General features: G+C 63.4%; 23 protein-coding genes. 7 read left to right on the forward strand and 16 right to left on the reverse strand.

The window, feature by feature from the left end; all coding sequences use genetic code 11:
• Positions 1–26: 26 nt before the first annotated feature.
• The 11 genes from A9G05_RS27105 to A9G05_RS09330 form a co-directional block, all read right to left on the reverse strand.
• On the reverse strand, positions 27–443 hold the full coding sequence (locus A9G05_RS27105; RefSeq protein WP_139131109.1) for a hypothetical protein: 417 nt from the start codon (positions 441–443) through the stop codon (positions 27–29).
• A 136-nt stretch (positions 444–579) separates the two neighbouring features.
• A complete protein-coding gene (locus tag A9G05_RS09285; RefSeq protein WP_069560691.1) occupies positions 580–1,992 on the reverse strand; it encodes a glycosyltransferase in 1,413 nt (470 codons plus the stop codon).
• Complete coding sequence (locus A9G05_RS09290) at positions 1,989–3,050, reverse strand: glycosyltransferase family A protein (protein ID WP_069560692.1); 1,062 nt, start codon at positions 3,048–3,050, stop codon at positions 1,989–1,991. The genes A9G05_RS09285 and A9G05_RS09290 overlap by 4 nt, the downstream gene beginning before the upstream one ends.
• Before the next feature lie 58 nt (positions 3,051–3,108).
• Complete coding sequence (locus A9G05_RS09295) at positions 3,109–4,248, reverse strand: radical SAM protein (protein WP_069560693.1); 1,140 nt, start codon at positions 4,246–4,248, stop codon at positions 3,109–3,111.
• Positions 4,245–4,586 carry a hypothetical protein gene (locus A9G05_RS09300; protein ID WP_069560694.1) on the reverse strand — a complete coding sequence of 114 codons (342 nt, stop codon included), beginning with the start codon at positions 4,584–4,586 and terminating at the stop codon, positions 4,245–4,247. The genes A9G05_RS09295 and A9G05_RS09300 overlap by 4 nt, the downstream gene beginning before the upstream one ends.
• A 42-nt stretch (positions 4,587–4,628) precedes the next feature.
• Positions 4,629–5,714 (reverse strand): alpha-ketoacid dehydrogenase subunit beta, encoded by a 1,086-nt coding sequence (locus A9G05_RS09305; RefSeq protein WP_069560695.1) that lies wholly within the window; start codon positions 5,712–5,714, stop codon positions 4,629–4,631.
• Positions 5,707–6,660: a thiamine pyrophosphate-dependent dehydrogenase E1 component subunit alpha gene (locus A9G05_RS09310; protein ID WP_083272531.1), complete on the reverse strand. Its 954-nt coding sequence runs from the start codon at positions 6,658–6,660 to the stop codon at positions 5,707–5,709. The genes A9G05_RS09305 and A9G05_RS09310 overlap by 8 nt, the downstream gene beginning before the upstream one ends.
• Positions 6,661–6,677: 17 nt before the next feature.
• Positions 6,678–8,201 (reverse strand): PfkB family carbohydrate kinase, encoded by a 1,524-nt coding sequence (locus A9G05_RS09315; RefSeq protein ID WP_069560696.1) that lies wholly within the window; start codon positions 8,199–8,201, stop codon positions 6,678–6,680.
• On the reverse strand, positions 8,198–8,695 hold the full coding sequence (locus A9G05_RS09320) for an SIS domain-containing protein (RefSeq protein ID WP_256548332.1): 498 nt from the start codon (positions 8,693–8,695) through the stop codon (positions 8,198–8,200). The genes A9G05_RS09315 and A9G05_RS09320 overlap by 4 nt, the downstream gene beginning before the upstream one ends.
• 100 nt (positions 8,696–8,795) lie before the next feature.
• Positions 8,796–9,782: an SDR family oxidoreductase gene (locus A9G05_RS09325; protein ID WP_069560698.1), complete on the reverse strand. Its 987-nt coding sequence runs from the start codon at positions 9,780–9,782 to the stop codon at positions 8,796–8,798.
• 68 nt (positions 9,783–9,850) lie between these two features.
• Complete coding sequence (locus A9G05_RS09330; protein ID WP_069560699.1) at positions 9,851–10,948, reverse strand: radical SAM protein; 1,098 nt, start codon at positions 10,946–10,948, stop codon at positions 9,851–9,853.
• 974 nt (positions 10,949–11,922) lie between these two features.
• Here A9G05_RS09330 and A9G05_RS09335 point away from each other — a divergent pair.
• Positions 11,923–12,630 carry an MgtC/SapB family protein gene (locus A9G05_RS09335; protein ID WP_069560700.1) on the forward strand — a complete coding sequence of 236 codons (708 nt, stop codon included), beginning with the start codon at positions 11,923–11,925 and terminating at the stop codon, positions 12,628–12,630.
• A gap of 470 nt (positions 12,631–13,100) precedes the next feature.
• Here A9G05_RS09335 and rimI read toward each other — a convergent pair whose 3' ends face one another.
• On the reverse strand, positions 13,101–14,345 hold the full coding sequence (gene rimI, locus A9G05_RS09345) for a ribosomal protein S18-alanine N-acetyltransferase (protein WP_083272528.1): 1,245 nt from the start codon (positions 14,343–14,345) through the stop codon (positions 13,101–13,103).
• A gap of 94 nt (positions 14,346–14,439) precedes the next feature.
• Between rimI and A9G05_RS09350 the strand changes: the two genes are divergently transcribed.
• From A9G05_RS09350 to A9G05_RS28040, 3 genes are read left to right on the forward strand one after another with little or no spacing between them, the layout of a single operon-like run.
• Positions 14,440–16,023, forward strand: a complete 1,584-nt coding sequence (locus tag A9G05_RS09350; protein WP_069560702.1) for a RimK family protein — start codon at positions 14,440–14,442, stop codon at positions 16,021–16,023.
• 4 nt (positions 16,024–16,027) lie between these two features.
• The gene (locus tag A9G05_RS09355; protein ID WP_069560703.1) at positions 16,028–16,966 is read left to right on the forward strand and encodes a magnesium transporter CorA family protein; all 939 of its coding nucleotides are present in this window, start codon (positions 16,028–16,030) and stop codon (positions 16,964–16,966) included.
• 32 nt (positions 16,967–16,998) lie between these two features.
• Complete coding sequence (locus tag A9G05_RS28040; RefSeq protein ID WP_256548326.1) at positions 16,999–17,124, forward strand: hypothetical protein; 126 nt, start codon at positions 16,999–17,001, stop codon at positions 17,122–17,124.
• A gap of 76 nt (positions 17,125–17,200) precedes the next feature.
• Here A9G05_RS28040 and A9G05_RS09360 read toward each other — a convergent pair whose 3' ends face one another.
• Together A9G05_RS09360 and A9G05_RS09365 are read right to left on the reverse strand one after the other, a co-directional pair.
• Complete coding sequence (locus A9G05_RS09360; RefSeq protein ID WP_069560704.1) at positions 17,201–18,079, reverse strand: DMT family transporter; 879 nt, start codon at positions 18,077–18,079, stop codon at positions 17,201–17,203.
• A gap of 359 nt (positions 18,080–18,438) precedes the next feature.
• Entirely contained in the window at positions 18,439–19,215 is a 777-nt protein-coding gene (locus A9G05_RS09365; RefSeq protein ID WP_069560705.1) for an IclR family transcriptional regulator, read from the reverse strand.
• Positions 19,216–19,622: 407 nt separating this feature from the next.
• On the opposite strand from A9G05_RS09365, the gene A9G05_RS09370 reads away from it, so the two are divergent.
• Together A9G05_RS09370 and A9G05_RS09375 are read left to right on the forward strand one after the other, a co-directional pair.
• Complete coding sequence (locus A9G05_RS09370) at positions 19,623–20,879, forward strand: OprD family porin (RefSeq protein ID WP_083265528.1); 1,257 nt, start codon at positions 19,623–19,625, stop codon at positions 20,877–20,879.
• A gap of 209 nt (positions 20,880–21,088) precedes the next feature.
• Entirely contained in the window at positions 21,089–22,471 is a 1,383-nt protein-coding gene (locus tag A9G05_RS09375) for a bifunctional diguanylate cyclase/phosphodiesterase (RefSeq protein WP_069560706.1), read from the forward strand.
• A 3-nt stretch (positions 22,472–22,474) separates the two neighbouring features.
• Here the strand turns inward: A9G05_RS09375 and A9G05_RS09380 are convergent, their stop codons facing one another.
• Both A9G05_RS09380 and A9G05_RS09385 read right to left on the reverse strand, forming a co-directional pair.
• Positions 22,475–23,077, reverse strand: coding sequence for a hypothetical protein (locus A9G05_RS09380; RefSeq protein WP_069560707.1), 603 nt, complete (start codon positions 23,075–23,077; stop codon positions 22,475–22,477).
• 88 nt (positions 23,078–23,165) lie between these two features.
• Positions 23,166–23,678, reverse strand: a complete 513-nt coding sequence (locus A9G05_RS09385; RefSeq protein ID WP_069560708.1) for a YcxB family protein — start codon at positions 23,676–23,678, stop codon at positions 23,166–23,168.
• 207 nt (positions 23,679–23,885) lie between these two features.
• Here A9G05_RS09385 and A9G05_RS09390 point away from each other — a divergent pair, with 207 nt between their 5' ends.
• The gene (locus A9G05_RS09390) at positions 23,886–24,275 is read left to right on the forward strand and encodes a DUF2946 domain-containing protein (RefSeq protein WP_069560709.1); all 390 of its coding nucleotides are present in this window, start codon (positions 23,886–23,888) and stop codon (positions 24,273–24,275) included.
• Positions 24,276–24,280: the final 5 nt, after the last annotated feature.

A 24,280-nucleotide genomic window follows, 5' to 3' on the forward strand; every position in this document is an offset into this window, starting at 1 on the left:
GGATGAGTCCGGGCGCTGCAACCCCCCTACCCTTGCATCCACTGGGCCAGCCTGCGCAAAAGCGAAGGCCGGGGTGGCGGTATCAACTCATGCAGTTCTTCGGACGCGGCCAACGGCTCGGGCAGTCGAAGGGGCTGAACCTCATCGATCTGGATCTCCTGAAGCGCAATAGAGCAACCACCCTGGGGTTTTCGCTGAGGCGGTGCTTCGTCGGACCAGGACACGAAATAGGTGGCACGTTGCTCATCGCTGAACGCTGGGCCGTCCACGTGAAGCATGGCGTCTTTAGCGCGTACATGATCAGGCGCCAATGACAGCGCCTGCTGGTAGTGCATTCGGGCGCCGCCCACAGCTCCAACCTGAAGCAGCGCATCTGCAAAATCACAGTGCCGCTCGGGATCGAACGGACGGGAGCCCAGCGCTGATCCATAGGACTTCAGCATGTGTTCAGCCGGGCCCAGTTGGCGATAGAAGTGCCCCATGAACAAACGAGCAGGACGTGCATCATGAACCTCCCTTGCGTTCGTTGATGGCAGCCTAGGACGACGCCTATCCGGCGGTGTCTGGTTCCCCGTGCACTCAGCACTCCAGGTCATCGAGCACCTGTTGGGCACGATGAATCCAGCGGTGGCGCTCACGGATGACCTTGGCAGCCCGCTCACCAACGGCACGTCGGGCAGAGTCATCGCAAAGCCATCGCTGGGCCTCGTCGTAGAAGTTCTCCGGTGTGTACATGCCGTAGTGCACACCCGGCTCGAACTCGGTTTGCATCCCCCCCGCCTTATTGTCGTGGGGAGAGTGGTGCATGAACACGAATCCACCGACAGCCATGCATTCCAGTGTGCGGCTGTGCAGCCCCAATCCGTGCGTGTTGTTGTTGAGGTTGAGTTTCGACCGGCAATAGACACGCAGCAGGTCATCCTGGTTGGTGATGATCCCCTTCAGGTGCGGGGCTGCGAACGCGTGGGCACTCAGGCCCGGCCCCCAGAGTTCGAGGGATGGCGAGACCTGCAAGGCCAATTCCACGAGCAGTTGCCTGTCCATGATTCGAGGGTGTGACTGGGAAAAGTAACTGATGGCTCGCTGCTCTGCCGTCAGATCCGCGTCAGCCTGGAACGCGGTCTCGTTAGCCAGGTAACGCGTCAACCGAGCACGCCAGTCGCGCCGTCCACGCGAGGCCGCGGCGTAGGGCTTGAGTATGCGGGCCAGCGATCCATCCTTGCGAGCTCGGGCCGCCGGTCGAGTGGGGCCTGCGCCTATCAACTCGACCTGCGCCTTCATTGCCTCGGCCAGTTCGTGTATATCCAGCTCCCCTCGCAACGGCCGGTAGAAGCCCTCCACGATCATGGCGATCGCTTTCAGGCTGGCATACGGCACGTAGTCCACGGGCAACCTCTTGCTGAACAAGGCCTTGCGCAAGAGCCAGAATGCCCGGGAGCGCCCAATGAACGGGAGCTGCTCCACCAGTTTGTCCAATGCCCAGAGCAAGTCTGCTCCGCCATTTGGCGTGATCTGAACAGGCGGGGGCAGACCGCCACAGAGCGACATGTCGAGATCTTGCACAACCGCACTTCGAGGGAACCGAAGCATGGCGTCGGTAACCCCGGTGAACAGGCTGTCGACACGACAGGGTACTGGCGCATGAAGGCCCAGAACCTTGGGGTTGCCCAGGGTGTAGAGAATATCGCTGTCCTTGAAGGTTTCCGCGAACCCATCCTGAGTCTCCGGATAGACGTCCTGGAACCAGGCCACGTGGCGCACACCGTCAGGCAGGGGCACTCCCAGATCACGGGTCCGGTTCACCTGAAGCACTACGTCGATGGAAAGGCTCCGGCAAAGCTGAAGCAACTCATGAGCGTCCACAGGGGTGTCTACAGCACCGGCGAAATGTCCCAACGCATTGAAACCCTCGGCAAGCCCCTTGACCATCCGCTGATCATAGGGAGCCGCCACATTCGGGGTTATCAGAATTCTGCGAGTCCTGGCAGTCATTGTGCGAATCCGAGCCTCTTCCTTGTCTTTTTCATGCATTTGAGCGAATAGGTACGACCAACCCACCAAGGCTTGGCCCATCGATACCAGAACGTTGGAAGTACGTCGTAATGGCGAAGCAGCAGGAATGCCAGCGCGATGCGCGCGCGCCCACTCGGTACGCATGGCCACAGGGCTCGCAGGCCCGCCAGCTCGGCTGTTTGCCAGGCAGGCCCCTTCGGCCAGGCCCGCCCCTCCATGGCACGCAAGGCGGCAAAGCGGAAGCGCTGCTCCGTTCGTTGGCAGAACCTGTCACTGAACAACTTCGGCGAGCGCTTCGGACCCTCTGTTTTCAGGGCCAGCAAGGCCTGTTCCAGCCGTTCCTCCCGAGTCAGGGTCTGCCAGAGAAAGCCACCCGCATGCATCCGCATGACGCCATAAGGTCTGGGAACCTGCACGGCACCCTTGAGGCTCGCAAGCGTCAGGGCTGCCAGGAGGTCAGCCAGCCCGCCATGGGTGACGTCAAGCCCGCCGATGGCTTGCAACGTCTCCCGATGGAACAGCAAGGTCGTTCCCGTGAACCAGTTGCCGAGCCTGCTGGCCTGGCTGATACAGGCATCTGGCGACAGGAACACTTCATGCGTTGACAGCAGCGCTGGTGCAAAAAGCCGCTGGGGCTCACCATCAACTCCGGCCATCCAGACCATGGCCGACCACACCCCGGGCCTACCCAGCCGCTCGATCGACTGGCGCGCATCGGCAATCAATTCCCCATGCAGGAAATCATTTGAAGCCAGAAACAGCACGTACTCAGAACAAACCCTGGAAAGTCCGAGATTGAGAGCTCCCATGGTGCCAAGCGGCTGGCCACTACGCAGAATCTGGCTCCCGGGGACATCCTTGAGCATCCGCTGAGCAATCGCGACGCTGTCATCGGTCGACGCATCGTCTACAAAGACGACCTCATCGGGCCGACCGGACTGCTCCAGTACAGAACGCAGGCAGTCGGAAAGATAGGCTGCATCATCACGGTTGGGGATCACTACCGCGATCGTTACCTCTTTGCCTTGGCCATTCATTGACCACCACCCCCTTGCCAAGCCGCCATGTGTACGGCGGCTTTCTGCAACCCTTGACTCACAGGAAGTTGTGGTGGAGCGGTTTAGCTCCGATACCTGGCTGGATTCGCTGAATCCCCTTGGCGTGGTTGTCGAGTGCCACACTCACATAGTGCTGGATAGGCAATGTACCCATCATGCTCCGCGCATCGAAGTTGGGTGACGCAAGATAATCCATTGCCCGCCAATAGCGTTCCGAGCGCCAGATATCGCGGAAGCGCTCCTCGGTAAAGTTGCCGATATGAAGCTTCGAATAACGGGCATTGAAGAACATGCCCGAAGGCGCCACCAATCCACTGCCACTGATCTGCAGGAGGAACTGAGGGCCATAGAACCGGCTGTAGCTCGGCTTGTCACCGTCACGGATCTTGCTCCACTTGACGATCACCTTGGTCTGCTCGTTGCTCATCCCTTCCGCCTGCTCGAGTAGTCCATGGAGGCTCTCGTACTGGCTGTAATCGATCCCCAGGGTGCCTTGCTCATCATCCGAGCAATGCTTGATGACGGCATAGTCCACACCCAGGTCCAGGCCAAGCTGTGCAAACGGGATGATTTCGTCACGCAGGTGGGGCATCAGGACCATTTGGATACCCAGGGTCACCGAGAGGCCGAGTTTGCGCTTGAGTTCAACCGCGTAGCGGATGTGGCTGATCGCCCTGTCAAATACCTGCGTATGTTCGGGCCCTTTGAACATGAGTTCTGCATAGCTCTCCGGTCGGCCAGCAGCGACCGTGAAGCGCACCCATGTCATGTAGGGCAGCACCTGGTCGATCTTCTCGGGCTCCCACTCCCAGGCATTGGTGGCGTTACCCACATCGATCCCCAGCTCCGCCGCGTGCTGGATAAATGGCACGTAAGCGCGCGAGAGCGTGCTCTCGCCGTCGCTGACCAGCGAAACACTGCGAACGCCGATCTCAGCGAAATCATCCAGCAGATTGAGGGCATGAGCCACCTTGATGCTGCTGCGTGCTTGGGACTCCTGCATCATCGCGTAGCAGAACGAACACATTGCGCTACATGCACGAGTCAGCGACATGTCGACGCTGACCGGGGCAATTCGCTCCCCCTCTTCCCAGGCCTGCACGCGGTCGTAGTGGTAAGAAAGCTTGTGCGAGTCGAGAATCAGCGCCCCTTCGCGGGTCTGTACAGCAGCGGTCATAGTGTCTTCACCTCGATTCCACGCAGGTTGCGCAAGGAGTTCTTGTCGCCCAGTGCCTCGGCCCAGACATTCAAGCCGACATCCAGCTTCTCTTTGAGCAACGCCTCGAAGTCCAGCAACAGAGCACCTCGTTCATTGACGGGTACGGGCTGCTCCAGACGAACAATCACCTGACCATCGGACTTGGCCGAAACCACCACCAGCGAATCACGGAAACGAGTTTCGCTGCTCGCATGCAACTGGAGAACCCGGCCCAGGCGCTCTTCGTCATTTGCCGTCACCCAGGCCGGTCCGGGCACGAAGGTGTCGACAGCGGCATAGCGCAGCTTTTCATTCATTTATTACGTCCCCATCACAGCGAATTATGGTTATGCCCAGTTCTAGAAAGGCCCGGAAAAATCCCGATTGGGAACGTCATGCGGCCCATTGCGCTTCATCACGGCCAGCAAGCACTCCCGTCGCCTCGCATCCAGCTCCATGTCCAGAAGGCTCAACACAGCTTCCGCAACATGCCAAGGCTCCGGGTAATAGTGCTCCGTCATGAATGGAGAAGATGGAGCCGGGTAGTCCGGCGAGGCAATGCGAATCGGCGCCTTGCGGAGCGATCCGAATGCACGCTCCGTGACTTGCGCCACCAGTTCTCCCGCCACTCCACCGGTCTTGTGGGCCGTATCGGCCACTATCAATCGACCGGTACGGCGCACGGACTCCAGTACCGAGTCGATATCCAGGGGGCGTGCCGAGCGCATGTCCAGCACCTCGACCGCAATCTCCAGCTCCGCCAGCAGCGCACGCGCTGCAATCAACGACTCGAAGGCCATGTAGGAGAACGCGGCAATGGTGACGCTGTCGCCCTGCTGAAGAACCCGTGCCTTGCCGATGGGAACACGGTAATAGGCCTCTGGTACGTCATCCTTCACATGGTGTAGCCAACGATGCTCGATGAAGATCACCGGGTTGTCGTCCTCGATGGCGGCAATCATCAGCCCCTTGGCGTCGTGGGCCGTGGTAGGCATCACCACCTTCAATCCGGGGATGTGTGCGAACAATGCCTGCAGACTCTGGGAGTGCTGGGGGCCTTGGCCCCAACCCCGCCCGACGATCATCCGAACCACCAGCGGCACGGAGGACTTGCCATCGAACATGTAATGCCACTTGGCGGCATTGTTGATGATCTGGTCCATCGCGAGCATTGCGAAGTCGATGCGCTGGTGGATCATCACCGGGCGCAACCCTGCTATGGCGGCACCGATACAGGCCCCTGTAAGGCCATTCTCGGCAAGCGGCATGTCGAATACCCGCTTGCTCCCGTATTTCTCGCGCAGCCCTGCGGTGGTGTTGAAGATGGCCTTGGGGTCCGGGACCCCTTCGCCGATCACGATGACCCGGCTGTCCTGTGCCATGGCCTGGTCCAGGCCTTCACGCAGAGCGTCGACGAATGTCAATTGGCGGATGATGTTAGGCATGGAGCTTCCCCCGTCCGTCTTCAGTGCTGGGCGTAGGGCTGGCGAGCGCGTAGTCGAAGGCATCTTCGACCTCACGCTCTATTTGCTGAAGCATGTCCTGGTGATCAGCAGAGGCCAATGCGCCTCGCGACATGAGGCTCTCAAGCTGGCGCTGGATCGGACACTGAGCAAGACCAAGCTCGACTTCAGCCGGAGTACGGTAGTTGAGGTGATCGTCGAAATCGGGGCCACAATGCTCGCGCCAGCGATAGACCTGGAACTCCAGGAACTGAGGCCCGGCACCTTCCCGGCAACGCTCGATGGCGGTGTGGGCGGTGCGGGCAATCTGCTCGACATCGTTGCCATCACCCCAGGCCGTTTGCAACCCGTGCGCTGCAGCAATAGGGTGGATTGGCCGCTCCGGCTGGCGTTCGTTGCGACGGGTGTAGACGGAGAAGTCGTTGTTCTCGCACACAAACACAATGGGAAGTCGATGCAGGGCCGCAAAGTTCAGCGACTCATGCACGACGCCCTCCTCGAAACAGCCATCACCGAAGAACACCACGGTCACCTCGTCGGTCCCCTTCAGTGACGCGGCCCAGGCTGCCCCGACCGCCAGCGGGACGGTCCCCCCGACAATCGGGGTAGCCCCCAGAAACCCGGCCGACAGATCGACCAGGTGCATGGAGCCTCCGCGTCCACCACAGCACCCGGTGGATCGGCCATAGAGCTCGGCGACCATCGCCTTCAGGTCCCCGCCCTTGGCCAGGTAATGTCCATGGGCCCGGTGATTGCTGAAAACCTTGTCGGTCGAGCGCAATGCGCTGCACACGCCGGCTGCGATGGCCTCTTGCCCAATGCACAGGTGCATCGGGCAGCGCATCTGCTGCTCCGCGTAGCGTGCGGCCAACACTTCCTCGATCCGCCGGATGCGCAACATCGCAAACAGCAGGCTGGTAGCAGTCATCGGGACGGTTTCCTTCATCATTTAAGTAGGGTGGAAACGTATTTCTTGAGTGCCACTGGATCGATGGGCTCACGGTTGCACACGATCTGTACATCCATGGCGGCTGCCACGCTGCCAACAAATGCAGCGACCTCGGCTGGCAGTCCCTTGCCCAGGCAAAGGGCTGCCAGAGACAGGAATGCATCGCCTGCACCGATCCGATCGATCACCCGCGACGACAGGGCAGGAACTCGATGGAAGGTCTGCCCCATGACCTCATGCATCATGACCCCTCGCGTACCCCGGGTAACGGCCACGTAGCGTGAGCCGAGGTTACCGGCGACACGCTCACTGATCAGCTCCAACGGGTCATGGCGGTTGTGAGCGGCCAGGCGCAACTCCGGCTCGTTCAGGGAGACGAAGCTGGCACTGGGGTAGCGGTTGATGACGTGATACCCACGATTGCCGCTGTTGATCTGGGTATTGACGGCAAGGAAACGCGAGCGTGTGCTCAGGACCTGGACCATTTCGGGGGTGATAAAGCCATTGCCGAAGTCCGCCACGACCACTAGGTCGTAGTCGGATACGTTCTCCACCAGCCAGCGCAGGATGCGTTCGCCATTGCCTTCCAGGACAGGTTCATCGTGAAAGAAGTACACCTCGAACAACTTGGCCAGATCACCGTCGACGAAACGCCGCTTGGTGACCGTGGGTGCATTATTGAAATAGGCGAAATTCGGGGTCACGTTCGGCTGGAGCTTTTCACGGATGAAGGATTCGTGACTGTCCCGGTCCCCTAGTCCTGCGGCCAGGGTCACTGACTCCGCGAAGCGTGCAATGTGGTTTGCAACGGCAATCGATCCCCCTGCGAACTGCTCTTCGGAGTCGTACTGCACGGCCAGAACGTTGCCTTTGCCAGTCTGCCCAAGAGGCGAGACATAGTGGTACTGGTCGATGATCGCATCCCCCACGACCAGCACTCGCAGGTCGCTCAGGCTGTCGACCAGTCCATGAAGCTCGCGATCAGTCCAGCGCTCCTTGAACTGGTCGAGGAAACGCTTGGTCTCCGGAGCGAAAACATCGAAATGCTCGTTGAGCAACTGGCTGGAGCTAAAGGTGATCTCATCGGTGAAGAACATCTCTCCACCGTGGGCTTCGACAGCATCCTGCTCGCGATTGATGTTACCGGTGACGTCATCCGCCTGGACGCGGTATTCGCTGCCCTTGGCGTACACGCTGGGCTGGATGGCATGAAGGGCTTCCACTGCCGTCATCGCTGGGTTGATTGCGACAAAGTCGACGCACTGGAGCGCTGCGAGGTTCTCTGCGCGCAGGTGTTCGTTGAAGATCGGCCGGCCAGGTCCCTTGTTCACGAACTCGTCCGCCGTGACCGTAACCAACAGCACATCACCCTCTTTACGAGCGCGCTGAAGGTAGCGGATGTGCCCTGTATGCATCAGGTCGAAGGTGCCATGGCAAAGTACCGTGCGCTTGCCCTGGCGCTTGAGCTCCAAGGCTCGTTCCGAAAGCTCTTTCAGGCTGAGGACCTTGCTGTTACTCATGCCAGCCTCCCCCTCGCCCCGAAACGGTCGGAAATGTTGTGCAACAGAAACTGATGGCCAATCTCGACAAGCCCGTAATCGTGTGAGTCGAGCCAGAGATTCAAGGTCCCTAGCTCTCGAAGCGGATTGTCCTGTGCAAAGCCCGTAAGCGTGACCACATAGCCACCAACGGAGTTGGCGGCTACAGCGGCATTTCGTATGTTCTGTGATTTGCCCGAGCTGCTGATCGCGATCAGCACGTCACCGGGCGACATCATCTGGCTCAGCATCCGTGCATAGGCATTCTCATAGCCGAAGTCGTTGGCCATGCAGGTCATCAACGAGCTTTCGTGCAACGTCACGGCCTTCAGCTTGCCAACATTGAAGAAATCGGTGGCGGCATGGGCGGCGATACTCGCGCTCCCGCCATTCCCCACTAGGTACAGATTGCGCCCCTGCGCCCGCAACGTGTCCAGCCGATCGCACAACGTGGCGACACCATCCTCCAGGAGCATCTTCAAGCGTGCCTGGTCAGTGATTTCGCAACGACCGATGAGTTCCGCGAACTCGGCTACCCGATTCGCCAACATAAGCGGTGAGTTCACTTGAATGCCCTTATTGGCCGAGGTACTGGAACCAGGCCTGCGTCGCCTGATCGATGCTCTTGGGGTCCCAGACAGGGGCATCGCGCCAGTCATCGATCACGGCAAGCATGTTTTCCACGCCCTGCTCGAAATTGACCCTTGGCTGCCAATCCAGAACCTGCTGGATCCGGGTGGTGTCCGCGAACGTGCAATCCGGCTCTCCAGGACGCTTGGGAATAAACTCAACGGAGCCTCCGAGCAGCTCGACCAAGCGGTTGACGCTGTAGTGACTGCCGCTGCCCACATTCAGGGCAAGGCCTTGGACATCGGAAGCTGCTGCACTAAGAAATGCTCGGGCGACATCTGTCACATAGGTGAAGTCGCGTGTCTGGGTCCCATCCCCCACCACGGTGAATGGGCGCTCAGCTAACTTCTGGGCAAGGAACACCCCAAAGACCGCGCCGTACGCTCCCGTGGTGCGCGAGCGAGGCCCGTAGACATTGAACAGCCGCAACGAGAGCGCTGGGAACCTGTAGACACTCGCCCAGTGCAGCACGAGTTCTTCACCCATGTACTTGGTCAGCGCATAGGGATACTGCGGACGAATGGGGGCGTTCTCCGGGGTAGGATAATGGTCAGGGATGCCGTAGCTGGAGGATGAGGCAGCGTAGACCAGACGCTTCACACCGCCAGCGCGGGCACACTCAAGGACGTTGAACGTCCCCGTGACGTTCGTGCTGTAGTACTGCGCGGGCATCTCGATGGAGGGCACGATATCGGCCAGACCAGCCAAATGGAAAACCCAGTCCACCCCCTCGAACAGCGAACGCATGGCCTCCAGATCGCGTATGTCGACTTGAGCGAAGCTGAATCCCGGCGCACCGCTTACCGGTTGAAGATTCGCAAGGCGCCCGGACGTGAGGTTGTCGAGGGCTATAACGTCGTGCCCTTCACTGATCAGCAATTCACAGAGATGGCTTCCAATGAAGCCGGCACCGCCAGTCACCAAGGCCTTCATGCCTATTTCCTTGTCTTATCGAGTTGACGACCAATACCGACCTGTCCGGCCGGCTCCCAGCAAGGCAGTCAGATGAAGTTCATGTGCTCGATGTTGCCTTCGCGCAGACTGAACAAGTAACGATTGATCTCGTCCATGCGGCAATTCTTGCGGCAATCCTTGATGTTCAACTGGTGCCTCACATAGCGGAAGTTCTCTTCACGCTCAGGGCCTTCCCAGACTGATTGAAAACTGCGCTCGTTGAGGTTCCCGTACATGAAGCGCTTGTCCAGGAGATAGGCGCTGCAGCCATACACCGAACCATCCGCCATGACATAAGCCCAGAAAAATGGTGTGGCATTGCAGTGCGTATAACGGCTTTCCTCCGACTCCATGTACTTCTTCATGGTGTTTTCACGAAACACCACCTGAAAGTCATCGGTGCTGAGCCCTCTGAGGTCGCGAGCCAGTGGCAGATAGTTGGTGTAGTTGATGCCCTCGTAAAGATGGGTATCGCTGAACAGGTGCTGCGAATACGGCTTGACGACCAGATAGTCCAGCCCAATGTCCCGACACAGCGTCGCGAGTGTCACCATCTCGTGCGCGTTCTCAGGCAACAGAACCGCCTGAGCGCCCAATGTGCAGGCGAGCCCGTGTCGGCGTTTGGCTGCCACCGCACTCTTCAGGTTCTCGACCACTCGGTCGAAATCTCGGGGCTTGGTACCGTGGATCTTGGCGTAGGTCTCTGCCGTTCCCGCATTGAGTGAAACCTTGATCCAGGACGTGAGGGGCAACGACCGCTCAATGAAAGCCTCATTCATTACGGTTGCGTTAGTGGTGAACGAGACGTCAATGCCAGCGGCTCGGGTCGCCTCCACAATTTCATTGATCTTCTTGTGCAGGAGTGGCTCCCCCTCTCCCGCATACATGATGCTGCGCACGCCGAGCTGCCCCATTTCTGTCAGTCGCTCGGCGAACCGAGCTGCGTCCAGCATGCGAGCCTGGTAGCCGATGTAGTCGACCGCACAGAATGTGCATCGGTGATTGCAAGCGCCGACAGGTGAAACCTCTACGTAAATCGGGTAGACCTTCTTGGCTTTTTCCCAGTCGTCTCCTGCGTCCAGCATCTGGGCCACCCGTTGCGGATGGTAAATAAGTTTGTGGCTGTCGATGCGGAATCTATCCATTGAACGTCCTTACCTATCCCGAAGCATGTACACCGACAAGGAGTGAAGCAGTCGATGTCCTAACTGGCACCAAGCATTGAAGAAACTGCCTGAAGCCGTATCCGTTCGTCCCTCGAACACACTACCTGATCGAAGCCCAAAGCCAAAGCCAAAACAGATCAGAAACCTAGTTCCAGTGTTATGCACCAAGGCTTTGACGTTTTGGTTACAAGCGCATTGGCACTAGAGCGTAGACCACTAAGCGAGAGTTCAAGAAAAATTTGAACAAGCATATTGCTGCAGTGATACAGGGATCGGTTTCTCGAGAGAGCCTGCACCGTCAACCCACTCGGATGTCCGCCAGCTCCCTCGCGGACTGAAGGCTTTCTCGGTCAGCAGATCTGGTTCAACTCGTCGCTGTTGTTCAGACGCCGAAGGATGCAGGCGTTGAGCAGCCCGAGCTGCGACGTGCCGCCCTTGCTGCGGAGAAACGGGGAAGCGTTCGCTGACTCAGCGGACCACGCGGTCGATGTCCAGGTGCCAAGACACATACCCCATGACGCAAGGCGGGCCGCAGCGACACACAGCCAGTCAGCCCCTTCCTGCGCGCCTGTAGCTCTTTGGGAGGGCCCCGCTACAACGTTTCGCGGATGCCTGCAAGCGCATGACTGAACGCTGACTGAACGGATCGCCTGGCGCGATTGACCTCATACAGGGACGCGCGTAGATTCCGCCCGCCCCTTCCCCAGTAACAGGAGAACCCCTTGGACAGTTGCCCCGGTCGATTGCGACAGGGCTGAACAGCGAGCACGTCCAGCGGTTTCCCCTGCCGCCGTCTCGCTGCCTTCAGCGGACGGTGGCCCGACACGCCCCCTCCTTGACGTTCATCGACGCGCTGCCTGCGCGACGGTGATGCCTGCCTGTGCAATCCACGCCCCTTCAGCGCCGGTCATCCGGCACACACCCCGGCCCCTCGGCCGGACATGAGGTGGAACATGGATTGGAAAGTCTTCCTGCTGCGGGTCGCCGCAGCACTCGCACTCGGCGCGCTGATCGGCGCCGAGCGTCAACTGCGCCAGCGCCTTACCGGCCTGCGCACCAATGCCCTGGTGAGCACCGGCGCCTGCCTGTTCGTGCTGATGAGCCAGGGCGTACCGGGCATGGCCGGCGATGCCTCGCGCATCGCCGCCTACGTGGTCTCCGGCATCGGCTTCCTCGGGGGCGGCGTGATCATGCGCGACGGCCTCAACGTGCGCGGCCTGAACACCGCCGCAACCCTCTGGTGCACCGCCGCCATTGGCGTGCTGTGCAGCATGGGCCTGCTGCTGGAAGCCGCTCTCGGCACCCTGGCAGTGCTCTGCGCCAACATCCTGCTGCGTGACATCGCCCAGCGCCTGAACCACCTGGACACCCTGCCCGGCAGCGAAGTTGAACAACGCTACAGCGTCGACATCGTCTGCCGCGCCGAAGACGAGATTCAGGTGCGCAGCCTGATGCTGCATGACCTGGAGGGCGGCAGCCTGCGCCTTCAATCGCTGCACAGCCAGGACCAGACCACACCCGGGCGCCTGGAAGTACGCGCCGAACTGCTCGGCAAACCCGGCACCACCACCCAACTGGAGCGCCTGGTCAGCCGGGTGAGCCTGGAGAAAGGCGTCAGCTCGGTGCGCTGGCGGCTTCATGACCTGGCAACGGAGGAATAGCCGCTCATGATCAGTACCCGTTTTCACAGATTATTCGTTACGTAACGCAAAAAACGCCAAACACCCTGAATGACGAGATCATCGAGGACTTGCAGGTTTTTGTTACGTAACGATAATCAGCCTCCGACGCCCCCCGGAACTTCCCCATGAGCACGACCGCCCCTCCGCCGCGCAAGCGCGGGCGCCCCTGCAACGGCCAGGCCCAGAGCAACGCCGAACGCCAGCGTGCCTGGCGCCAGCGCCAGGCTGAACAGCGCGAGCGCCTGGCTCTGGACGACCACGCCAGCAGCCGGCTTACCGAGTTCCTCCGCCAGGAGCGCGACCAGGCCCTGGCCGCCCTGGTGGAGGCGCAACACAGGCTGGAAGCCCTCGAAGCCCAGGTCCGGCAGCTGCAGCAGCGCCCCGACGACCGCGATGCGGCGCTGCCCTGGTACCAGGACCACGGCCTGGAGGCGGTCTTCGTCCTGGAGTCACGCCTGCGGGAGGAGCGCACCTGGAAGCGGGTCGCCTCCATGGGCGCCTTCACCCGCCGCGACGTGGCCGAGCAGTGGCTGCAGACCATGCAGGCCCACAGCAGCATGATCGACTACCGCGTCACCCGGCTGCGCTTCTGCGGCGACTGAGCCCTCGCGGCGGAACAGCGTCACCGAAGCCCGCAGCTTGTGGCGGCCGAAGGCGCTCATGCGGGCGAACGCTTCCCGGCTCACCGGCAGGTGCTGGCAATCCAGGGGCTGCCGGCTGTGGTCGACATCGGGGTCGTGGAGGTAGACGAAATCCTCGTCGCACCCGGTGACCACTACCCAGTGCGGTGACTTGGAACGGGTCAGCCGGTAGCTGCTGATCAACACCAGCAGCACCCCACCGGCCCGCAGGCCGCCGTCCAGTTCCGCCCAGGGCGCCTCCACCTGCTCCACGTCGGTACCGGCCAGGGCATCGAGAAACACCTCGTGCACCAGGCGCATCACCGCGCGCTTGTCCTCGCTGCGCACGCCTTCGAGGAACAGCGGCCCGCGCCGGCTCACCTGCAGGCGCACCCGGAAACCCCGTCGCCAGGCCGCCAGGGCCAGGCCCTGGGGGCTGCAGCCACCATGGCCGGCGGTCATGAACACCGTGGTCGCCTCGCGCCACAGCTGCACCTCCTCGCGACGCTCCATGGCCCGCTGCGGGTACAGCGCCGCCATGGCCATCAGCAGGCAGGCCGGGCCGCAGGTGAAGTCGGTGCTCTGTGGGTAATAGGGCACGCGGCGGGTGCCGGCCTGGCGCGGCTGGCGGATGCGCTTCTCGTAGCGCAGCGCGCCGGCGTGGTCCTCGTAGTAGTCGTCGATCACCGCGAAGCGCCGGTAGCCGGCGCGCTCGTAGAGGGCGATGGCCGCCGGGTTGTCGACCCGCACCTCAAGCCGCAGGTAGGCGCAGTCGTGCGCGTGGGCGCAGCGCTCCGCCTGCTCCAGCAACTGCCGACCGATGCCCCGGCCCTGCAGGTGCTCGGCAATGGCCAGGGAATACAGCCGGGCCAGGGAGGTGCCCCGGTGGAACAGCACCAGGGCATAGCCCACCACCGCCCCCTCATGCTCCGCCACGGTGAAGGCGGCATGGGCGCGGTTGACCATCCAGGCCAGGCTGCGGGGGCTGAGCCGGTCGTGACTGAAGGTGCGGTTTTCCAGGGCCACCAGTTCGGGCAGATCCGTCGCCCGAGCAACGCGAAAATCAAGTTTCATGGGAACTCCGTAAAGAGTGCGTAACGGTCCGGGACATTTCCAAAAGCGCGTGCTTAATAGAAAGCCTGTGTTCCCGAACGGATCGATAAATCCCATGAATGCGGTGCAGAACCGGTGGCAGGAAGTATTGGACAGAACACGAACGGCGGCAACTTTCAAATTGAGGCCGATTCAAACGGAAGAACTTTCCAACCATCCCCTGATCATTGTCGAGCGGACCGAAGACTGGTCGGCCTACTTCCCCACGGATTACCTGATCAGTGCGCGCGACTACCTGGAACAGTCGCCCGGCGGGCCTTCCAGGCCGCGCGCGCAGGTCATCAACCTGTGTCGCAACTACAAGTACCTGGGCCACGGTTATTACTGTTCGCTGTTGGCCGAGGCACGCGGACATAAAGTCATCCCGTCGGTGAAGACCATCAATGAGCTGACCCGCAAGTCCATCTACGGGCTGGCGCTGGATGAACTTGAGACGTCACTGGACGATGCACTCGAACAACAACCTTGCGGCAATACCGAAGGGTTCACCTTGAGTCTTTATTTCGGCCACACCGAACTTGAAAGTCTCCAGGACATTGCCCGCCAACTGTTCGAAGCCTTCCCCTGCCCGATCCTGCTGGTGGACTTCCGCAAGGGCGAACGCTGGCAGGTGACCGGTGTACGACCGGGTGCCCTGCACCGCCTGCGGGACGACCAGCAGGACCTCTTCGCCGACGCCCTGGACCGCTTCAGCCGCAAGGTCTGGCGCCAGCCCCGCGCACCGCGCCAGGCCCGCTACGACCTGGCCATCCTGCATGACCCGGGCGAAGCGCTGCCGCCCTCCAACCCACTGGCCCTGCAGCGCTTCGTCGAGGTGGGCGAGCGCCTGGGCATCGCCGTGGACCTGATCGGCCGCAAGGACTATGCACGGCTCGCCGAGTACGACGCCCTGCTGATCCGCGAGACCACCAGCGTCGACAGCCACACCTACCGCTTCGCCCGCAAGGCCGAGAGCGAAGGGCTGGTGGTGATGGACGATCCCAGCTCCATCCTGCGCTGCACCAACAAGGTCTACCTGGCCGACCTACTGGCCAGCCACGGGCTGGGCATGCCCGCCACCGAGATCCTCTACCGCGAGCGCCTCGGCGAGATCGAGCAGGTCGGCGAGCGACTGGGCTTCCCCCTGGTGCTGAAGATCCCCGACGGCTGCTTCTCCCGCGGGGTGATCAAGGTGACCTCCGCCGCCGAGCTGCGCCGCGCGGCCGGCGAGCTGTTCGAGCACTCGGTGCTGCTGCTCGCCCAGGAGTACTGCTACACCGAGTACGACTGGCGCATCGGCGTCCTCAACCGCAAGCCGCTGTATGCCTGCCAGTACTTCATGTCAAAGGGCCACTGGCAGATCTACAACCACAAGGCCAAGGGCGCCGACATCAACGGCGAGTGCCGCACCCTGCCGGTGCACGAGGCGCCCCGTGCCGTGGTTGACCTGGCCCTGCAGGCCGCCGGGCTGATCGGCGATGGCCTCTACGGGGTGGACCTGAAGCAGGCCGGCGACCGCGTGGTGGTGATCGAGGTGAACGACAACCCCAACCTGGACGCCGGCATCGAGGACGCCTACCTGCAGGACGACCTCTACGCTCTGGTGCTGGAGGAGTTCATCCGCCGCCTCGACCTCCGCCGTCGCGGCCAGGCCTGGTGAGCCCATGCTCGATGCCTACCGCCTGGGCGAGGGCCGCCTGCAGCGCACCACCGAAGCGGACGCCAGCGTGCTGCTGTGCGTCGACCCCGATGCCGGCGAACGCGAGCACCTGTGCCGCACCTGGCAACTGGACCAGCACGCGCTGGACTCGGCCCTGGACCCCGACGAGGTGTCGCGCATCGAATTCCACGGCGAGCGGCTGTTCCTGATCTGGAAGCGCCCGGAGCGCTGCACCGGGCAGGACGGCATGGTCTTCGAAGTGAGCGCCTTCGGCATGCTGCTGGAGCCGACACGGCTGCTGGTGATCGCCGCCGGCGATTCGCTGCTGCAAGGGGTCGGCCAGCGTGGAGCCCTGAACTGCCCACGCGACGTGCTGCTGGACATGCTGTTCAGCAGCGTCCACCACTACCTCGGCCACCTGCGGGTCATCAAGCTGGTGGCCCGCGAGCTGCAGGCCCGCTTCAACCGCTCGCTGGACAACAGCCACCTGATGCAGATGGTCAACCTCAGCGAAAGCCTCATCCACTACCTCAACGCCATCCAGAGCAACGCCACCGTACTGGTACGCCTGCGCAACCACGCCACCGAGTACCAACTGGATGCGGCAGCCCTGGCGACCCTGGACGACCTGATCATCGAGAACGAGCAGTGCTACAAGCAGGCGCGGATCTACTCCACGGTGTTCGCCGCGCTGATGGACGCACGGGGCAGCCTGGCCAACCACGGCATCAACGACATGCTGCGCAAGCTGACGCTGATCAACGTGGTGTTCCTGCCGCTCAACCTGGTGGCCAGCATCGGCGGCATGTCGGAATTCAGCATGATGACCGCCGGCGCGCCCTGGTGGATCGCCTACCCCCTCCTGCTGTTCGGGATGCTCCTCCTGAGCGGCGTCATGCTGGCCTTTCTCAGGCGAATGGCGCACCCTCGCCACCAGCCCTGAGCCCACCGCACCCATTGGAAACGGAATCCATGATGCAGAACGCTCATCTCGGTCTGGCCGTCTCGGCGATCATCGTCGCCTTCGGCCTCGTACTCTTCTATTTCGACCACCTGCGCGGCCCGCGCGGGCAACGGGACGAGGAGGACCCGGGACACTGACCAGCGGGGGCCTCGGCCCCCGCTTCAGCCTCACGCACAGGCCTTCCCGCGGCTGTGCACGCTCCACTCCCCACCCTCAGCCACGGCTGCGCTGCAGCCAGGCCGCCCCCAGCCCACTCAGGCAGACGATGCCGATGCCCACCAGAGTGGTCAGGTCCGGCGCATGGGCGTACAGCAGGTAGCCCAGCAGCCCGGCGAACACGATCTGGCAATAACCGAAGGGCGCCAGCAAGGCTGCCGGCGCATGGCGGAAGGCCTGGGTCAGGAACAGGTGCGCCGCCATGCCCAGCGTGCCCAGGGCCACCAGCAGCAAACCGTCGAACAGGCTCGGCACCTGCCAGAAGAACGGCACCAACAGGCTCATCACCAGGGTGTTGCACACCCCCGCGAGGAAGTTGCTGGTGGTGGGGCTGTCGTGGGCCGAGAGAATGCGCGTCAGCAACTGATAAGCGCAGAAGCCCAGGGCCGACCCCAGCGGGAAGAGGATCGCCGGGGTGAACAGCGCCCAACCCGGGTGCACGATCACCAGCACGCCGACGAAGCCCATCGCCACCGCCAGCCACTGACCGGCGCTGACCCGTTCCTTCAGCAGCGGTGCCGAAAGCGCCGTCACCAGGATCGGCGCCAGGAAGTTCACCGCGGTGGCCTCAGCCAGCGGCACGAACTGCAGGCCGGTGGTGAACAGCAGGCTGGTGCTCAGCAGGCTCAGCGCCCGCAGCACCTGCAGCACCGGTCGCTGGGTGCGCAGCCCGCGCAGGCCGGCGCGGGGCAGGAACAGCCCGGCCATCAGCAGGCTGTGCACCAGGTAGCGCGCCCACACCACCATCACCACCGGGTACAGACCCCCCAGGTGCTTGGACAGCGCGTCGTGCCCGGCGAACAGGAAGGTCGCCAGCAGGACCAGCGCCACGCCACGCAACGGCTGGCTGACAGCGGTTGAAATCGGATCGCTCATGACACCTCGAGAACCGGCGCAAAGGCCGATGGATCAGAGACCGGCCAGCAGCGCCAGGGTTCGCGCCGATGCCTGGTTCGCCAGACGCGCGGCGCAACAGCCGAAATGGAGAACGCCCAGCAACCTCAAGTCGGCCAGGGAGCACGCCTGCTCGGGCATGGGCAGCTTCCGGCCGGAAAGGTGTCAGCAGGCACGCATGAACAACCGGCTGTGCAACCGGTCGCCAGGGAAATGGGTGGGCACGCACGCCTCGCTGGAAGGTGTTCCAAAAATGAATTCGCGATATTTAGAACGTAATTCCATTTTCACGCAATAGCCCCACAGCCATCTACGGAAGCGGGCAGCACACGCAGGAGACCTCACATGAACAGCTCGGACGCCTGGCTCGCGTCCGCCAGCTCACCGGCAGCGGCCAGCAGGTACGGCGCCAATTCGTGCATGCGTACTTCCGGCAGGCGGGCGCTCGGGCCGGCCACGCTGAGCACGCCGATGACGTGGCCATTGACCGGGTGGCGCACCACGGCGGCCATCGCCGACATGCCCACGGCGGAGCTTTCCACCACCCAGGCATAACCGCGCTCACGGGCGCAGCGCAGGCGCTCCAGCAGCTCGATGTTCGAGCGCGGCGCGTTGGGGCCGAAGCCGGCCGGGTCGGCGATGCCCTGGCGCTCCACCAGGGCCAGCGCCTCGGCGTCGCTCAGGGCCGCCAGCCAGGCGTGCCCCGAGGCGGTGTAGAACAGCGGCGCGTCCCGCCCCATGTCCGGGTCGTAGCGCAGGCCGGAGCGAGCCCCCTGGGACTTGGCGATCCAGGTCAGCCGGCCGCCCTCGGTCACGCCCAGGCGCACCAGCTCGGCGCTCTCCCGGGCCAGGCGGTCGAGGATCGGCTGGACGATGTCCGCCCCGCTGCTGGCCAGGTGGCGGAAGGCCATGGCCACCAGCCGCGTGGACAGTTGGTAACGGCTGTTGTCGGGGTTCTGCCGCACGTAGCCGAGGCGGATCAGCTCGGCCAGCATGCGGTGGGTTGCGCTCTTGGGGATCTGCAGCTCATCGGAGAGGGCCTGCAGCGCCAACCCCTGGGGATCGGAGGTGAGACGTTCAAGGAGACTGAAGGCGCGTTCGATCTGGCTACCGGCCATGGCGTGGGTCCTGGATGCGGGTGCGGCGATTCTAGAAGACACGGCCCCCATGCTGAAACCTGGAACACACCTGCAGCGTTACGCAGAAATGTACGAAGCAGTTACTTTGCGTTCGCTGACCGAACACAAGCGCTTGCGGCGAATTGAACGGCGCCCTGCCGCCCACCACTATCGGCCCAGGCCCGACTCCCGGATACCGGCGCCCCGATAACGACAAGAAAGGTCCTCCCGATGCCCCTCACCTGCTTCCCCTTGTGCCCCCGTGCACCTGATCGCCAGCCCCCTGCCGTCTGCCCGGCGCGGCGGAGCCTGCGCTCGGCCTGATCGCCCTCCACCTCGTAACCCGTACCCATTCGCGCCCTGCGAAGGGCGTTCTGCGCCCCGACAACAACAAGACAGAGGCCACCATGCCCCTCACTCATCGCCACGCCCTGCATACCACCCTCCTGGCCAGCGCCCTCGCCAGCCAGGCCGCCCAGTCTGCCGAGAACCCGGGATTCATCGACGGCAGCACCGCCACGCTCAACCTGCGCAACTTCTATATGAACCGCAATTTCGTCGGCACCAGCACCCAGGACCAGGCCGAGGAATGGACCCAGGGCTTCATCCTCGACGCCAAGTCCGGCTTCACCCAGGGCACCGTCGGCTTCGGGGTCGACGTGCTCGGGCTGTACGCCCTCAAGCTCGATGGCGGCAAGGGCACCCGTGGCACCCAACTGCTGCCGGTGCACGACGACGGCCGCCCGGCCGACGACTTCGGCCGCCTGGCGGTGGCCGGCAAGCTAAAGGCCGCCAACACCGAGCTGAAGGTGGGCGAGTGGATGCCGGTGCTGCCGATCCTGCGCGCCGACGATGGCCGCTCGCTGCCGCAGACCTTCCAGGGCGCCCAGGTGACCTCCCGGGAGATCACCGGGCTGACCCTCTACGGCGGCCAGTTCCGCGGCAACAGCCCGCGCAACGACGCCAGCATGGAAGACCTGTCCCTGATGGGTAAGGCGGCCTTCACCTCCGACCGCTTCAGCTTCGCCGGCGGCGAATACAGCTTCAACGAGCACCGCACCCTGGTCGGGCTCTGGTACGCCGAGCTGCAGGACATCTACCGCCAGAACTACCTGCAGGTGGCGCACAACCAGCCTCTGGGCGACTGGACCCTGGGCGCCAACCTCAGCTACTTCACCGGCCGGGAAGACGGCTCCGCCCGGGCCGGCGACCTCGACAACCGCACCTGGTCCGCCCTGCTCTCCGCCAAGTACGGCAGCAGCACCTTCTACCTGGGCCTGCAGAAGCTCAGCGGCGACAACGCCTGGATGCGCGTCAACGGCACCAGCGGCGGCACCCTGGCCAACGACAGCTACAACTCCAGCTACGACAACGCCAGGGAGCGTTCCTGGCAGCTGCGCCACGACTTCAATTTCGCCACCCTCGGCGCGCCCGGCCTGACCCTGATGAACCGCTACATCCACGGCAGCAACGTCCATGTCGGCAGCGTGACCGATGGCAAGGAATGGGGTCGCGAGAGCGAGCTGGCGTACATCATCCAGTCCGGCACCTTGAAGAACCTGTCCGTCAAATGGCGCAACTCCAGCCAGCGCCGCGACTGGGGCAACACCAACCGCTTCGACGAGAACCGTGTGATCGTGAGCTACCCGCTCTCGCTGCTCTGACACACCATCCCTCGCTGGACCTCGGGCCCGCCTTGGCGGGCCTTGTTCTTGTTGTGCACCCCTCCCTCACCCACCTGGCACCGGCACCCCGGAACGCCGTGCTCCCCTTGTCCATCCACGACACAGGCTGCCGTTTCGCTTGCCGTCGGGTTGCAAACGGCCAAACCTCCTCAAGAATGAATACCGACCCTCCAGGTATTCAGCCGCCGATGCCCGCGTCCCAGCCTTTTTTCAAACGCCTGAAGCAGCTGTGGCTTGCCCACGACCTGGCCTTGATCGGCCAACGCCGCGAGCGGCGCATGCGGATGCTGGCCAGCCTGGTGATGCTAGTGATCGGTGGGCTCTGGGGCGTCGTGTTCGCGGTGCGTGGCGCCTGGCTGATCGTGGCGATGGACCTGCTGCTGGTGCTCTGCGGGCTCGGCGTGCTGGCCCTGACCCTGCGCAACCGTGCGCGCAGCGCCAACCTCCTGCTGTTCGCCGTGCTGGTGGTGGTCATCAGCATTTCCACCCTGGTGCTGGACGAGCCCAGCCCGGCTGCCCCACGGGCGTCCCATCTCTACCTGCTGCCGGTGTCGGTGGCCGCGCTGATGGCCTTCCGCGACGAGCCGATGTGGCTGCGCTATGGCGTCTCGCTGTTCTGCCTGGCGCTGTTCACCTTCATGGCCTCCACCACCTGGAGCCCGGGCCTGGGCTACGGCCTGCCGGACGAACTGCGCGTGGTCGGTTCCTGGGTGCAGAGCATCGCCGCCGCGGTGATGCTGTTTCTGCTGCTGCACATCCTGCAGACCGATGCGGCCGAGCGCTCCGAGCTGGACCGCGACCTGCGCACGGCCCTGCGGGAGCAGCAGTTCGTGCTGCACTACCAGCCGCAACTGGACATCCAGGGGCGCGTGCTCGGCGCCGAGGTGCTGATCCGCTGGCTGCACCCGCAACGCGGCCTGCTGGCGCCCGGCGAGTTCATCGACCACGCCGAGAAGACCGGGCTGATCATCCCCATCGGCCAGTGGGTGTTGCACGAAACCTGTGCCCAACTGGCCACCTGGAAGGCCAACCCGCTGTTCCGCGAGCTGCGCCTGGCGGTGAACATCAGCCAGAACCAGTTCCGCCAGGCCACCTTCGTCAACGACGTGCTGGGGCTGATCCAGCAGTCGGGAATCGAGGCGCGCAACCTGGAACTGGAGCTGACCGAGACCCTGATCGTGCAGGACATGGAGGACCTGTCGCGGAAGATGGCCGCCCTGGTGGAACACGGCGTGCGCTTCACCCTCGACGATTTCGGCACCGGCTTCTCGTCCCTCAGCCACCTCAAGCGCCTGCCCCTGGACAAGCTGAAGATCGACCGCTCCTTCGTCTGCGACGTGCTCACCGACAGCAGCAGCGAAACCATCGTGCGCACCGTCATCGCCCTGGGCCAGAGCATGGGCATGAGCGTGATCGCCGAGGGCGTGGAGACCCAGGCGCAGCAGCGCTTTCTCGCCGACAACGGCTGCCTGCAGTTCCAGGGCTACCTGTTCAGCCGCCCGCTGCCGCTGCAGGCGTTCCAGGCCTTCGTCAGCGAACGCGCTGCGCGGCAGGCCGACGCCGCCGGCTGACCCTCAGCGCTCCACCTGCATCAGCGCGTCATGCTGGTCCCGGGGCAGTTCGAGGCGTATCGGCAGTTCAGCCGCACCGGGTAATTGGCTGATCCGTTCCAGGTCCTGGAGCACCAGGTGCAGCGGGCGGAAGGTGTTGATCATCACGTGGGGGCGCTCCCCTTCCTGATGGGTGCGGATGCGGTACTGGCGCCACTGGTGGATGCGGCTGCCCTCGCGGTTGACCTTGGACTCCATCACCAGGTCCTGCAGGGTCGCGAAAGGGATACGCACCTCCCGCCCCGGCTCCGACTCGCGTGCCGGCACAAGCTTCAGCAACAGGCCCTCGGCGTCAAAGTAGGCCTCTTCGCGCGCCGGCGGGTGCAGCCAACTGCTCACCCCCAGCATGACGAGCGGCACCACCACGGCACCCAGCAGCCCCAGGGCCACCAGCCACTCCTGATCACTCCATAAGCCCAGCACGAACAGCCCGAGCATGCCCAGGATCACGGCGAGGATGAGCTTGCCCAGCGTGCTGTTGACGGGGCCCAGGGGTTGCGGGCGTCGGAAATCGGTGTCGACGAAATGGACGTTGTCCGCGAAGAGGCGAATGCGTGGCGTGCTCATGGACCTTCCGTGGTGATGTCGAGGGACGGCCACTCTACCCACAAGTGGCCCGGCAGGGCCGTGCACAGGCCCCATTCCCGAACACGCCTCAGCAGGACGGCCCCACTTCCCGAGCCAAGGCGTTGCGCAGCGCCTCCAGGGGGAAGCCCGCCTCGGCGATCCGCTTGGGCAGCACGTAGAAGACCCGGGGCGCGATGAACAGCACCAGGAACGCCTCGTTCTCCCGCCAGCCATGGAAGTTGGCCCAATGGACCACCGCCTCGCCCACGGCGGACTGGAAGTGCAGCCCTTCGGGTGCGAAGCCAACCCGCTGCTCCTGCTTCATCAGCGCGTAGCGGCGGTACTGCCGGCGCATCAGCATGGGTTGCACCAGCAGGCGCAAGGCCAGCGCGACCAGCCCCCCGCCACCGATGCCGGCCACCAGGGGATAGGCCGTCGCCCGATCACCGACCTTCAGCGAATACAACGCCATGGCGACCAGCACGAAAACACCTGCCAGCAGCAGGTTGCGGTGGCGCGTGCGCAAGCGTCCGCCAAGGCGGCTGCTGCGCAGGTAGTCCTGCTCGCTGATGCGATAAGGGGTGAGGGTCGGCTCGCTCATCCGGGGTGCCCTGCGGTGATCGGTCGCGCAGCATAACGGAGCGGCGACCATCCAGTGATGACGACCCGCACAGAACACCTGCAGGCCCCGAATGGTCGCAGCCTCGCTTTCACCCCATGAAGCAAAGGGCCAAGCCTTTCATTTGGCAGGGAAATTTCGGACACGTCCGTATCGCGCCAGCACCGCCGACTGATAAAGTCGCCGCCCATGAAACCCGCCCCCTCGACCCGGACACTGACCGCCTGGCTGCTCTACGCGAGCGTCCTGTTCAGCCTGTTCGCCTGCGGGTTGCACCATGGCCAGATGAGCGGCCTGGAGCTCAGCGGTCTCGACGGCGGCTACTGCAGCCTCGGTCACGATGCCTCCGACGGCCTCGACGACAACGGCAGCGACCACGCGCCGATGCAGTTCACCTGCCCGCTGTGCTCGTCCTACGCCGCCGCCGTCGCACTGAACAGCGACGCCTGGCAGCTCGACCTGGGCATTGCCCCGCGCGGCGTCACCCTCGACGCCAACCAGCACCCCCAGCCACCGCCCCGCGAGCGCTGGCCCTCGCTCAATCCCCGCGCCTCCCCTGCCCTTTTCCTGCCCGCCTGAACCGC

It is taken from the genome of Pseudomonas sp. ENNP23 (assembly GCF_001728945.1).
GTDB lineage: Bacteria > Pseudomonadota > Gammaproteobacteria > Pseudomonadales > Pseudomonadaceae > Metapseudomonas > Metapseudomonas otitidis.

Coding starts and splice junctions, on each gene's coding strand:
- A9G05_RS09380 (WP_069560707.1), bottom strand. CDS start 23,077: ATGAGCACGCCACGCATTCGCCTCTTCGCGGACAACGTCCATTTCGTC.
- A9G05_RS09315 (WP_069560696.1), bottom strand. CDS start 8,201: ATGAGTAACAGCAAGGTCCTCAGCCTGAAAGAGCTTTCGGAACGAGCC.
- A9G05_RS09285 (WP_069560691.1), bottom strand. CDS start 1,992: ATGACTGCCAGGACTCGCAGAATTCTGATAACCCCGAATGTGGCGGCT.
- A9G05_RS09325 (WP_069560698.1), bottom strand. CDS start 9,782: ATGAAGGCCTTGGTGACTGGCGGTGCCGGCTTCATTGGAAGCCATCTC.
- A9G05_RS09305 (WP_069560695.1), bottom strand. CDS start 5,714: ATGCCTAACATCATCCGCCAATTGACATTCGTCGACGCTCTGCGTGAA.
- A9G05_RS27105 (WP_139131109.1), bottom strand. CDS start 443: ATGCTGAAGTCCTATGGATCAGCGCTGGGCTCCCGTCCGTTCGATCCC.
- A9G05_RS09330 (WP_069560699.1), bottom strand. CDS start 10,948: ATGGATAGATTCCGCATCGACAGCCACAAACTTATTTACCATCCGCAA.
- A9G05_RS09310 (WP_083272531.1), bottom strand. CDS start 6,660: ATGACTGCTACCAGCCTGCTGTTTGCGATGTTGCGCATCCGGCGGATC.
- A9G05_RS09335 (WP_069560700.1), top strand. CDS start 11,923: ATGGATTGGAAAGTCTTCCTGCTGCGGGTCGCCGCAGCACTCGCACTC.
- A9G05_RS28040 (WP_256548326.1), top strand. CDS start 16,999: ATGCAGAACGCTCATCTCGGTCTGGCCGTCTCGGCGATCATCGTCGCC.
- A9G05_RS09370 (WP_083265528.1), top strand. CDS start 19,623: ATGCCCCTCACTCATCGCCACGCCCTGCATACCACCCTCCTGGCCAGC.
- A9G05_RS09375 (WP_069560706.1), top strand. CDS start 21,089: ATGCCCGCGTCCCAGCCTTTTTTCAAACGCCTGAAGCAGCTGTGGCTT.
- A9G05_RS09390 (WP_069560709.1), top strand. CDS start 23,886: ATGAAACCCGCCCCCTCGACCCGGACACTGACCGCCTGGCTGCTCTAC.
- A9G05_RS09300 (WP_069560694.1), bottom strand. CDS start 4,586: ATGAATGAAAAGCTGCGCTATGCCGCTGTCGACACCTTCGTGCCCGGA.
- A9G05_RS09355 (WP_069560703.1), top strand. CDS start 16,028: ATGCTCGATGCCTACCGCCTGGGCGAGGGCCGCCTGCAGCGCACCACC.
- A9G05_RS09320 (WP_256548332.1), bottom strand. CDS start 8,695: ATGCTCCTGGAGGATGGTGTCGCCACGTTGTGCGATCGGCTGGACACG.
- A9G05_RS09350 (WP_069560702.1), top strand. CDS start 14,440: ATGAATGCGGTGCAGAACCGGTGGCAGGAAGTATTGGACAGAACACGA.
- A9G05_RS09365 (WP_069560705.1), bottom strand. CDS start 19,215: ATGGCCGGTAGCCAGATCGAACGCGCCTTCAGTCTCCTTGAACGTCTC.
- A9G05_RS09385 (WP_069560708.1), bottom strand. CDS start 23,678: ATGAGCGAGCCGACCCTCACCCCTTATCGCATCAGCGAGCAGGACTAC.
- A9G05_RS09295 (WP_069560693.1), bottom strand. CDS start 4,248: ATGACCGCTGCTGTACAGACCCGCGAAGGGGCGCTGATTCTCGACTCG.
- rimI (WP_083272528.1), bottom strand. CDS start 14,345: ATGAAACTTGATTTTCGCGTTGCTCGGGCGACGGATCTGCCCGAACTG.
- A9G05_RS09360 (WP_069560704.1), bottom strand. CDS start 18,079: ATGAGCGATCCGATTTCAACCGCTGTCAGCCAGCCGTTGCGTGGCGTG.
- A9G05_RS09290 (WP_069560692.1), bottom strand. CDS start 3,050: ATGAATGGCCAAGGCAAAGAGGTAACGATCGCGGTAGTGATCCCCAAC.